At 53.1% G+C, this 11875-nt stretch carries 7 protein-coding genes; all 7 read left to right on the forward strand.

Going from position 1 to position 11875, the window contains the following annotated elements:
- The first annotated feature begins 11 nt into the window (after nucleotides 1-11).
- The 7 genes from ACS5NO_RS07205 to ACS5NO_RS07235 all read left to right on the forward strand — a co-directional run bounded on the left by ACS5NO_RS07205 (nucleotide 12) and on the right by ACS5NO_RS07235 (nucleotide 11791).
- On the forward strand, nucleotides 12-1508 hold the full coding sequence (locus ACS5NO_RS07205) for a RagB/SusD family nutrient uptake outer membrane protein (RefSeq protein WP_439414500.1): 1497 nt from the start codon (nucleotides 12-14) through the stop codon (nucleotides 1506-1508).
- Nucleotides 1505-2830 carry a hypothetical protein gene (locus ACS5NO_RS07210; protein ID WP_439414501.1) on the forward strand — a complete coding sequence of 442 codons (1326 nt, stop codon included), beginning with the start codon at nucleotides 1505-1507 and terminating at the stop codon, nucleotides 2828-2830. The genes ACS5NO_RS07205 and ACS5NO_RS07210 overlap by 4 nt, the downstream gene beginning before the upstream one ends.
- 10 nt (nucleotides 2831-2840) lie before the next feature.
- Nucleotides 2841-4196: a hypothetical protein gene (locus ACS5NO_RS07215; protein ID WP_439414502.1), complete on the forward strand. Its 1356-nt coding sequence runs from the start codon at nucleotides 2841-2843 to the stop codon at nucleotides 4194-4196.
- Between the two features lie 123 nt (nucleotides 4197-4319).
- Nucleotides 4320-4898 carry an RNA polymerase sigma-70 factor gene (locus ACS5NO_RS07220; protein WP_439414503.1) on the forward strand — a complete coding sequence of 193 codons (579 nt, stop codon included), beginning with the start codon at nucleotides 4320-4322 and terminating at the stop codon, nucleotides 4896-4898.
- Between the two features lie 715 nt (nucleotides 4899-5613).
- The gene (locus ACS5NO_RS07225) at nucleotides 5614-6642 is read left to right on the forward strand and encodes a FecR family protein (RefSeq protein WP_439414504.1); all 1029 of its coding nucleotides are present in this window, start codon (nucleotides 5614-5616) and stop codon (nucleotides 6640-6642) included.
- 288 nt (nucleotides 6643-6930) lie between these two features.
- Entirely contained in the window at nucleotides 6931-10236 is a 3306-nt protein-coding gene (locus ACS5NO_RS07230) for a TonB-dependent receptor (RefSeq protein ID WP_439414505.1), read from the forward strand.
- A 118-nt stretch (nucleotides 10237-10354) separates the two neighbouring features.
- On the forward strand, nucleotides 10355-11791 hold the full coding sequence (locus ACS5NO_RS07235; protein WP_439414506.1) for a RagB/SusD family nutrient uptake outer membrane protein: 1437 nt from the start codon (nucleotides 10355-10357) through the stop codon (nucleotides 11789-11791).
- Nucleotides 11792-11875 lie beyond the last annotated feature (84 nt).

Below are 11875 nucleotides of genomic sequence, written 5' to 3' on the forward strand. Positions count from 1 at the left end.
CACTGACTTTCATGAAACGATCTTTTTCAACATCCATTCTGGTAGCGGTTCTGGCGGCCTTCGGGTTTAGTGCCTGCCAGGAATTAGACGAAACCGTGTATTCGTCGGTCATCACGACCAATTTTTACAAAAGTGCGCAGGACGCCGAAGCGGCTTTGACGGCGGCTTACGGGTCGATCAACGACCTGTTCGACCAGGCTCCCATTGTCTTTGCCGGTGATTTTGCCGGGGATCAGCTCTGGGTAAAACCGGTGGTGGGCCGCAACGTCTTTGCCGTCTACAGCTACGATACCGACTATTCGGGGCCGAAAAGCTTTGGCCGGACGGCCGAAAGCCCCTACGGTTTATGGCAGTTTTGCTACAAGGGCATCGAGAACGCCAATTGGGTAATCGACCGGGTGCCAGCCATCGGGATGGAAACCAACCGCCGGAATGCCATTGTGGGCGAAGCCCTGTTCCTGCGGGCGTTCTATCATTTTACGCTGGCGAAAAACTTCGGGGATGTGGTCATCCGGACCTCACCCAGCCAGAGTGAATCGGACGCGCTGGTAGCGAAAAGTCCGAAAGCTGAGGTCTATAAACAGATTTTCAAGGACCTGGAGGATGCCATTGCCAGACTGCCGTCGTATGCGGCTTCCACGATCAAAGGGCGGGCTTCCAAAGAAGTCGCCATCGGGCTGTATGCCAAAGCGGCTTTGTACGCCGAAGACTGGACAACCGCCAAAACGAAGTCGCTGGAAGTCATTAATTCCGGAAAATATACCTTGATGCCGAATGTCATGGATGTATTTGACGTCGAAAAAGAGGATGCGGCCCGGCAGGAAAATATGTTTGCCTTTGAAGGTGATAACGCCACCCGGGCGCGCGGCACGACGTTGATGGGATTCTGCGGCCCCGCCAACAGCGCCAGCCGGGATTACGGAAACACGACGTTCGGCTCCATTTTTGCCTTTCAGGCGTTTTTCGATTCGTTTAGCCCCACCGACAAACGGCGGCAATTATTGGACACGAGCTTCGTCAGCGTCGCGGGGAAAGTGGTTCCGCAGAAGGAAATTACGCCCTATACCGTGAAAGGCGTGCTGATCAAAAAATACATGGATCGAAACTCGGTTGGCGCAAAAGGACGGAACAACGTACCGATGCTGCGGCTGGCGGATTTGTACCTGATTGCGTCGGAAGCAGAAGCCCGGCAGAACGGCCCGACGGCAACGGCCTACCAATACATCAACGCGATTCGAAACCGGGCAGGGCTGGCCAATCTCCCGACTGGTCTGAGCAAAGACGATTTTATCAAGGCGGTTTTGCAGGAACGGAGCTGGGAGTTTTTCGCCGAAGGCGACCGCTGGTACGACCTGACCCGCACCAATACGTTTCTGACGGTGATTCCGAAAGCGGTTAACGAAGTGTATCCGACCCGCGCCCCCCAGCCGAAACACCGGTATTATCCGATACCGCTGGATGAAATCCGGGCCAACCCCAAACTGGAACAAAACCCGGACTGGAAATGAGGCAATTTCGGCAAAAAACGGTTTTAAGCTTTACGGGATTGATCCTGCTGGTATTCAGTTCGTTTCAGCTAAAAACTGGTACGTTTTCCGAAGTAGAAAACCGACAATTGGAAGCGAACGACAGCTTGAATGTTGAAAAAGCGCACCAGGAAATCTGGCGACGGTTTATCGACGAACATGCCATCCTGATCGATTTTTCGGATTTCAACGGCCACTTTGATCGTCCGACGGCGGCCGAATTTCGGGAGAACAAACCCAACGCGCTGGGCTGGTGGACGCCGACTGAAAACGGTTCGATGTTTAATGGCTTGTATCTGGACGGCATTTGCCAGCGTTGGATGCACCGTCGAAACGAAGCCGACCGGCAAAAGGCGAAGCGACTGGTGCAGGGTCTTTTGTTTCTGGCTTCGGTGGGCGACACCCCCGGTTTTATCGGGCGTGGTGTGGCGACGGACGGCAAAACGCCCCCGGCGATGGGCTCGAACGACCAGACGTCGCCCTGGTTTTACGGCCTCTGGCGCTACCTCGACACCGGACTGCCCGACCCGCCCGAACGGCGGCAGATCATTGCCAAAATGACGGAAGTTGCCAACGCATTACTGGCTAATACCTGGCGGTTGCCGACGATGACGTATTCGCCAGCCCGGTATCGCAACTCGTTTGCCAGCTTCAACTGGGAGGGCGCACCCCGCTTGTTGTTCATTCTGAAAGCGATGCATCAGTTGACCGGTGACGCCAAATGGGACCAACTCTATCAGAAAGCGGCCCGCGAGGTGGGCGGGGAAGCCCAGCGCAGCCGACTCCAGATTTGTGCGGAAGGGATGAAATTCGACGTTCCCAAGCAATTTCGCTGGACGGGCGTATCGAGCACCGTGGATGTGCGGGCGCTGTGGGAAATGGAAAAAGACCCGGAAATGCGAAAGGCATATGAAGACGGTTTGAATGCCAGTGCGCGCAGTGCCGCCAGCGGGATCAGTCTATGGCATCAATTCGATCACAACGATCAGAAAGCCTTTCTGCACGACTGGCGGACGCTGAACCAGTGGTGGAAACCGCAACGCAGCGAACAGGACGCGCTGGACGTTTCCCAAACGGAGTTGAATGAGCTGGTGAAGTTGTCTCCCCGCCGGAATCAGGAGCTGGGCTTCGTCCGCGAACCGCTCTGGATGGCGTGGATTGTGACGATGGCCCCCGACCGGAAGCTGGTGGAGCAGCATCGTTCCGAAATCCGGGGTGCATTGTCTCATTTCCGGCCTGACCGACTCTATTATTCCCAGTTTTTTCCCGCCGAAGCCGTCTGGTTTCGTCTTCAGCATCCGTAAACGGTTTATGATGAAAAAGTGCATCCAGTCTTTTCAAGTGGGTTTTACAACGGTTTTGCCAGTTATCGGCATCTTGCTTTTTCTCCCCGCCTGTGCCCAAAACCGCCCGGTTTCGCCGTCTGATGATTCACTCCGGTACCAGATCGAACGGGCGAGTCAGGAAATTAAAAAGCGGTTTATGAGTTCGCAAACCGGGATTTTGTACGACTACGCGGGTCGGGATGGAAACAATTTTATTCCAACCCCGGAAGAGTGTCAATCGGATCAGCCGAATGGGCTGTCGTGGTGGTCGCCCATCGAAAACGGGGCGTTTTTCAACGGCATTTACCTCGACGGACTGTGCAATCGCTGGAAATTGAGCCGGAAAAAAGAGGATGCTTTGGCAGCTCGTAAAGTGGCCGATGGCCTGGTTTTGCTGGCCACCGTCGGAAACGTTCCCGGTTTCATTGCCCGGGGCATTTCGACCGACGGAAAAAGTCACCACGTCGCTGGTTCCGACGACCAGACCGGGCCGTGGTTCTACGGCATCTGGCGGTATGTCAAAAGCGGTATTCCCGACGCGACCGAACAGAAACGCCTGATCAATCGGATGGAATCGGTGGGAAAGGCCCTGGAAAAAACGAACTGGCAACTACCGTGTGACCGGGCTGGCTACGGTTTTCGCGGAAACCTGACCGACAAAGGCTGCCGGATTTCGGTGCGGCTGGTGTTTATTTACCGGGCGTTGTACGATGTGACGAAAAATAAACACTGGCTGGACGGCTACCACCAGCGGTTGAACGAGATTCCCGAAGGCGATTCGATGAACCGGCTGGAAGTGTGTGCCTTAGGCATTCCGTATGAAACCGTCAACCCGGAAAAAGGCAACAAAACCGAAAACGAATTCTGGATCACCGGGATTTCACAGGCCATGCTGAAGGCGTTGGTCGAACTGGAGGATAACCCGGAACGGCGTGAAAAATTCCGGAAAGGCTTGCTGGCGGGAGCTGAACGGGCGGCTCTGCATGTATCGCGCTACAAAAACTTCGACAACGCCCACGACCTGGCCTTTACCGAAAACTGGCGGGTTTTGAATACGCTGTGGAAACCGCAACCCGACATTGCCACCACGCTCGACGTCGCACTCAGACAAGTTCGGGAGTGGGATAAATTGTCGCCCGCCCGCGGCTATGAAGACAAACACATGCGCGAACCGTTGTTTGCCTGTTGGGTGGTGCTTTTGTCCGGCAATAAGGCGTTAATCGAGCGTTATAAACCGCAATTGAAAAGTGCACTGATGCATTACGATTGGCAACGGCTGTATACGTCCCGGTTTTTTGTGGTCCTCCCGGCGTATTACGAAGCGAAATTGAATCGGCTTTTTTAGGACTTGTGAAATTGATTCGTTGCTTTTTATGAAGAATCGAACCGATTTTGAAAAATTAAAAACTGGTCACGTTTTGAAATATTTGGAGATTTGTTACAATTTTGGTAATAAATCTCCAGCTCGATGTCCTGCCAAGCCCTGACCGATACCGAATTGCTAGACCTGCTCCGCAACGGTGACGAGCAGGCTTTCAGGGAATTGTATGAGCGGTATTGGTATAAAATGTACGTCGTGGCCCACCGCAAACTCCGGCGAAAAGAAGTAGCCGAAGAACTGGCGCAGGAGCTATTTGTGATGCTCTGGCAGAAGCGGGATTCGCTCAAAATTCTGAATTTGCCGGCTTTTCTGGGCATTACGCTCAAAAACCTGATGGTGGATTACATCCGCCGGAACATCCTGGAAGAACATTACCTCGATCAACTCCGGTTGTTTTTCCCAGTCGAAACGTTTACGACCACCGAAACCGTCCAACTGAACGAACTAACGGAAGCCATTCAGAATACGCTGGCGCAACTTCCCGAGAAAACCCGCGAGGTCTTCATCCTTCGGCGGTTTGAACAGCTATCAATCCGCGAAATTGCCCAGCGGCTGGAACTGTCCGAAAAAGCCATCGAGTACCACCTTTCGCGTTCCACGTCCTTCCTCCGGCAGAACCTGCGCGATTTCGTCGCGGTTTGGGTGTTGTTTTTTCTTTACCCCTAAATCCCGAAACGTTGGCCTTGCTACAAAATGGGTCATCCCTACGGGATTGTTTTTGGTTTTTACGGGTGCCGGTTTCTACAAAACGGGTCATCCCTACGGGATTATTGATTTTCTGCGGATGTGGTTGCGCCATCCGTCCCTACAGGATTGTTTTTGGTTTTTTACGGGTGCCGGTTTCTACAAAACGGGTCATCCCTACGGGATGGGGGATGGTTTTTACGGGTGCCGGTTTCTACAAAACGGGTCATCCCTACGGGATTATTGATTTTCTGCGGATGTGGTTGCGCCATCCGTCCCTACGGGATTGTTTTTGGTTTTTTGCGGGTGCCGGTTTCTACAAAACGGGTCATCCCTACGGGATTGTTTTTGGTTTTTACGGGTGCCGGTTTCTACAAAACAGGTCATCCATCCCTACGGGATTATTGATTTTCTGCGGATGCATTTGCTACAAAATGAATCATCCCTACAGGATTTTTCGATTTTGTGTGGATGTGGTTGCGCCATCCGTCCCGTAGGGATGGTTCATTTTGTAGAAACCACCTCTGCATTATAGGGAAATGAGTCCCGTAGGGATGAATCATTTTGTAGGGGTTTTATGGCTACCCCAATCGCTTTTTAAGGGTGTCACAATAAAAAATCTCAAAAAAATCGCTTTTAGCCTTAGGGGTTTTTCGGTGGTATTCGTCTATGCCTTTTGAACGAACCACTCAGCCCGATGGATAGCGCAAAATACCAGGAATTGCTGGCTAAATACCTGAACGGCGACTGCTCCGACGAAGAGCGGGCGCTGATCGACCAGTGGTATGCGTCGCTGGATGCGGAGGTGGACTTGCCGGTCACGGTGGATGAGAAGAAACAACTGCTGGCCCGAAACTGGCAGGATCTGAGCCAGCGGACGCTGAAATCCAAACCGGTCCGTCCACTTCATTTCCGGCCTTACTGGGCAGCCGCTGCAGTTTTGGCGGTATTGATGGGACTCGGCTGGTATTTTCAGATTTGGAAAACGACTAGCGTACCGACACAACCGTTCGAAATTTCGGATGCAAAACCGGCTTTTCTTGAGAAGACCAACACCTCGGCCCTTCCCGAGCGGATTACCCTGAGTGACAAGAGCATAGTAACCCTGGAACCCGGCAGCAAAATCCGATATCCGGCCACGTTCACCGGCCAGAACCGGGAAGTTACTCTGACAGGCGAGGCATTTTTTGAGGTGCAGAAAAACCCGCACCAACCGTTCCTGGTGTATTCAAATGATTTGATTACCAAAGTGTTAGGGACCAGCTTTCGCATCAAAGCCAATGCGGCCAACCGAAACATCACGGTGTCGGTGCGGACGGGGCGCGTGTCGGTGTATTCTCCCACGCTGGCGACGGTGGCCAAAACCAAATCCGACCCCGAAACCATTGGTGTGGTTCTGACGCCGAACCAGCAGGTGACCTACTTGGATCTGGAACACCGGTTGGTGAAAACGCTGGTGGAAAAACCGGTCGTGCTGGTTCAGAAAGCCGAACTCCCCACCTTCACGTTTCAGAACACGCCGATTTCGGTGCTGATGACGGCCATTGAAAAAACGTACGGCGTCGATGTGGTGTACGACGAGGAGGTGATGAGTAACTGCTTCATTACGACTTCCCTGGAACAGGAAGACCTGTACGACAAACTGAACATCATTTGTAAACTGCTGGGAGCCAGCTACAAGGTGATCGACGCCCAGATCGTCATTTCCGGGCCGGGTTGCCAGTAGTGAAAACGTTCAGGGGCAACAGCGAAAGTCAGTGAAAATAACCACAATCGAATAGGCTTAACGATCAATTCTAAACCATAAACTGCTAAACCGTAAACTAGAAACCAAAAAAGAAGGTCGGCGATGGGTCCAAGCATCACCGACCGGATCAAGCCCCAGCCGCCGGATCGTGTTCCGACGCATCTTTTCAGATGTGCAGGGCTTCTTTGTCTTTGCCTAAATCCTCAAACAAAAACATCCAAAGGTATGAAATTACCTCGAATCTCTCACGCATTCGTCCTTACCCTTATGCGTATCACGTTTACCCAACTGATTTGTACGTTTCTGGTCGTGGGGGTGACCTACGCCAAAACCGTCAGCGCGCAGGCGCTGCTGGAACAACCCGTTACGCTGTCGATTGAGAACAAGGAAATTAGCGTCGTTTTATCCCGAATCGAAAAGGTGGCGAAGGTGACGTTTTCGTACATCCCGCAGCAGATTCAGGCCGACCGCCGGGTGTCGCTCAACGTCACCAACCAGCCTTTGTCCACCGTCCTGGATCAGCTTTTCCGAAACGCAGCCGTTAGTTACGAAGTCGTAGGCCGGAAGCAGATTCTGCTCAGCAAACCGCCGGTTTCGCCCGCTATCAGCCCCGGGATTTCACCGAAAAGTACCCAACTCGAAACCGAAAAACCGCTCGACCGGGCGATTACCGGAAAAGTGACCGACGAAAAAGGCGAAGGCCTGCCGGGCGTGAGTGTGGTGGTCAAAAACACGACGCGCGGCACCAGCACCGATGCCGACGGGCGGTTTAAATTGAATGTGCCGGACAATGCAACGACACTGGTTTTCTCGTTCGTAGGCTATTTGAGTCAAGAAGCTGAGATTGGAAACCGCACGGATCTGGCGGTTGATCTGAAAGTCGATACCAAAAGCCTGGAGGAAGTGGTGGTGGTGGGCTACGGAACCGTTAAAAAAAGCGACCTGACCGGTTCGTTATCGCAGGTCAAATCCAAGGAACTGAACGCTTTTCCAAACAGCAATGTGTTGCAGGCATTATCGGGCCGGGCGGCTGGCGTGCAGGTTTTACAGAATACCGGGGCGCCCGGAGCCGGTGTCAGCGTTCGGATCCGGGGCACCAACTCCATTCAGGGCAGCAACGAGCCGTTGTATGTGGTGGATGGTTTTCCAATTTCGGGCAGCAATCCGACGGCCCTCAACAACTCGGATATTGAAAGCATCGAGATTCTGAAAGATGCCTCAGCCACGGCCATTTACGGTTCGCGGGGCGCCAACGGCGTCGTGATCATCACCACCAAACGCGGAAAAACCGGCAAAACCAACGTCGATTTCGAGACCAGTTACACCAACCAGAAGCTGATCAAAAAACTGGATCTGATGAACGCGAAAGAATACGCAACGTTTTACAACGAACAGGCCGTCAACGATAAATTATCCCCTTACTTCACGCAGGCGCAGATCGACGGTTTTGGCGAGGGGTTCGACTGGCAGGATCTGGTTTTCCAGAAAGCACCCATGACCACCTCGGCGCTGAACATCAGCGGGGGCAATGAGAAAACCCAGTTTTCGGTGTCGGGGAGTGTGTTCAATCAGGCCGGTATTGTCAAAGGCAGTGATTACAAACGGTATTCGCTGCGGGCCAATGTGAATCACGAAATCAGTAAGAAGTTCAGTGTCAACCTCTCCAGCACGCTGACCCGCCTGAACACGGGGCGCAAAGACAGTGGGGGAGGGAGCCGGGGGAACTCGATGATTTCGGGGGCGATTTCGGCCCCGCCGACGCTGACACCCTACAAAGATGATGGCACGTATCGCGTGTTGGCCACTTCGTATCCCTTTGTCGCAACGGATTTGATCAATCCGCTGAATTTTATCAACGAACAATCCGACCAGATCAGGGCGAATCTGGCGCTGGTGAATGCGGCTTTGATTTTTCGCCCCATTCCCGATCTGACCATCAAGATTGCGGGCGGTATCGAAAACCGCGATGACCGCACGGATTCGTACCGTACCCGCAATTTTGTGAACTCGGCGGGCGTCGCCAATGTCAGTACAAATCAGATTACCAGCCTGTTGAGCGAAAATACAATCAGCTATACCAAAAGTTTTCAAAAGCACTCGGTGTCGGCCGTTGCCGGGTTTACCTACCAGGATTTTGTCAGTACGTCCCTGTCGGCGGGCGGGAACGGTTTTCTAAGCGACATTTTCGGCACCTATGACCTGAGTGCCTCCATCACGCCGGGCATTCCCAATTCCGGGTATTCCAAGTCGGTTTTGCTCTCGTATTTGGCGCGCGTCAATTACGGTTTCGATGGGAAGTATTTACTGACGGCCAGCTTTCGGCGCGATGGTTCGTCCAAATACAGCGAAGGCAACAAGTGGGGCTTTTTTCCGTCGGCGGCTTTTGCCTGGCGCGTCTCCAACGAGGATTTTCTGAAAGAAAATACATTCATTTCGGACCTGAAATTCCGGGCGAGCTGGGGGTTGACGGGCAGCCAGGCCATTGGCGCGTATGCCACCTTAAACCAGCTTTCGTCGGGCAAAACCGTGTATGACAATGCCTTATACAACACGTTTGCGCCCGGCACGCGCCTGCCCGGCAATCTGAAATGGGAAACCACCGAACAGCAGGACGTCGGAATCGATCTGGGGATTCTAAAAAACCGGGTGACGTTTACGCTCGATTACTACATCAAAAATACCCGCGATTTGCTCAATACCGTCGTTCTGCCGTCGTCGCTGGGCTTTACGAGCACCATTCAGAACGTGGGACAGGTTCAGAATAAAGGCTTCGAACTGGGCGTCGATGCCCGGGTCTTTACCGGCGCTTTCAGGTGGGATCTGAATGCCAACCTCTCCCTGAACCGCAACAAAGTGGTGAAGTTGCAGGGGGGCGAGGACATTCTGGGCGGAACCGTTAGTGTCGTTGCCATCAACGATGTGACGAACATCCTGCGCGAAGGGCAGCCCATCGGGCGGTATTGGGGCTATGTCGAAGAGGGGTATGACGACAAAGGCAAAATCAAGTTCAAGGATCTCGACGGCGACGGGGCCATCAGCATCAAGGATAAAACCTACATCGGCGATCCGAATCCCACGTTTACGTTTGGCGTGAATTCGACCATGAGCTACAAAAATTTCGACCTGACCATCTTCCTGCAAGGCGTTCAGGGCAACGACCTGTTCAACGCCAGTTCGATTGTCAACACGATGGACTACGGTTTTGGTCTCAACATGCCGAAGGAGGTTTTTTACAACCACTGGTCGCCCACCAATCCGAACGCGAAATACCCGATCATCAGCAATTCCAGCCGGACGAGTGTGTCGAACCGGTACATCGAAGACGGTTCCTATTTGCGGCTGAAGACCATCCAACTGGCCTATAACCTGCCGCTGCAAACCTGGGGCGTCAACTGGATTCGGAACGCGCAATTGTATGCCAGCGGACAGAACTTGCTGACACTGACCAACTACTCGTGGTGGGATCCCGAAGTAAACTCCAACGGCGGAGCCAACTCGACCAACCAGGGCTTTGATTTCAACAGTTATCCATCCTCCAAATCCGTCACCATCGGCGTGCGGGTAGGGTTTTAAAATTATTGAGTGATTGAGCGAATGAGTAATTGAGTGAAAAGATCAGCACTATTGTTAGCCTCCAGGCTCGCCCAATTGTTTCACTCAATCACTCAATTACTCAATCGCAATTGAAACTATGAAAAAGATACTCCTTCTCCTCTCGATACCCCTGCTTCTGACGGCCTGCGAAGACGCGCTGGTGGAAGCCCCCAAATCCATTGTGGTCGAAACGTTTTTTAACACGGCCAGCGATGTTGAAACGGCGGTGAATGCCATTTTTTCGCCCCTGCGGAGCACCATGTATTCCAATTACGAAGCGACGCTCGAATGCCAGGCCGACTATGCCTCCGGGCGCGGAAGCTGGGCTCCGTTGCACGAATTTCAGGGCTTCAACGATGCCAACATTTCGCGGGTGTCCGGTTTCTGGAATTCGTTTTACCTCAGCATTCGGAACGCCAATCTGGTGATTAAAAATGCCCCCACCGGCACGGCGATCAGCAAAGCCGATGTGGATAAATTCGTCGCCGAAGCGAAGTTTCTGCGGGCGTTCAATTACTTCCAACTGGTGCGCAACTGGGGCGGTGTTCCGATTCGGACGGAAAGCAACATGACCGATATCAACCTGAAACGCAGTACCGCCGATGAGGTATATGCCTTGATTCTGAGTGATCTAAAAGAGGCTGAAACCAACCTCCCGGAAAAACCGGCTCAGGTGGGCCGACCGACGAAGTGGGCGGCTAAAACGATGCTGGCGGATGTCAATCTGCAACTGGGAAAATTTGCCGAAGCCCGCGACAAGGCCGAGGAAGTCATGAAGTCCAACCTGTTTTCGCTGGTGCCGGTGGCCACCAAAAATGACTTTCAAACCAAGGTGTTTGGGCCGGATCTGGTGTCGACATCGGAGGAGATTTTTTATCTGAAATACATGCGCCAGGTTGGCCAGGGGAATTACATGCTCTGGATCAGCAACCACCCGGATACAAAATTATTCAACTTCGGGGGCGCGTATGTGATTTACGTCGATGTAACCAGTGCCTATTACAAATCCTGGGATGCCGGTGATCTCCGCAAAAGTATGTGGGACCTGATCAACTTCGGGCTGGGGGCCAACACGCTCGTGAGTTCGAAATTTATCGACCAGTCTGCGGTGGGACAAAATGGCGCGGGGAACGATGATCCGGTGTATGGTTTTTCGGACGTGTTGCTGATCTACGCCGAGGCTTCGGCCAAAGCGGGGAACGGCCCAACGGCCGCTGGCATGGAAGCCCTGAATCAGGTGCATCGCCGGGCGTTCGGCAAAGCCCCCGCCGTGGCGTCGACAGTGGATTTCAAACTGGCCGATTACAACGCTGCGACGTTCGTCGATCTGGTTTTAAAAGAGCGGAGTTATGAGTTCCAACTGGAAGGAAAACGCTGGCTGGATCTCAAACGAACCGGAACCGCCAAAGCCGTGATTCTGGCGGCCAAAGGCAAAGTCGTCGCCGACAAACACATGCTGTGGCCCATCCCGGTTTCGGAAATGAATTACAACAAAGCCCTGAACCCGGCGACAGATCAGAATTTGGGGTATTGACAACCGGTTTTCGGTTTTCGGTTTACGGTGGCTGACGCATGCTTGCTGACGCACCAAACAAGACGCGTCAGCAAGCATGCGTCA

This window comes from Larkinella fluvii (assembly GCF_051857545.1).
In the GTDB taxonomy this organism is placed as follows: Bacteria; Bacteroidota; Bacteroidia; order Cytophagales; family Spirosomataceae; genus Larkinella.

Coding starts and splice junctions, on each gene's coding strand:
- ACS5NO_RS07205 (WP_439414500.1), top strand. CDS start 12: ATGAAACGATCTTTTTCAACATCCATTCTGGTAGCGGTTCTGGCGGCC.
- ACS5NO_RS07210 (WP_439414501.1), top strand. CDS start 1,505: ATGAGGCAATTTCGGCAAAAAACGGTTTTAAGCTTTACGGGATTGATC.
- ACS5NO_RS07215 (WP_439414502.1), top strand. CDS start 2,841: ATGAAAAAGTGCATCCAGTCTTTTCAAGTGGGTTTTACAACGGTTTTG.
- ACS5NO_RS07220 (WP_439414503.1), top strand. CDS start 4,320: ATGTCCTGCCAAGCCCTGACCGATACCGAATTGCTAGACCTGCTCCGC.
- ACS5NO_RS07225 (WP_439414504.1), top strand. CDS start 5,614: ATGGATAGCGCAAAATACCAGGAATTGCTGGCTAAATACCTGAACGGC.
- ACS5NO_RS07230 (WP_439414505.1), top strand. CDS start 6,931: ATGCGTATCACGTTTACCCAACTGATTTGTACGTTTCTGGTCGTGGGG.
- ACS5NO_RS07235 (WP_439414506.1), top strand. CDS start 10,355: ATGAAAAAGATACTCCTTCTCCTCTCGATACCCCTGCTTCTGACGGCC.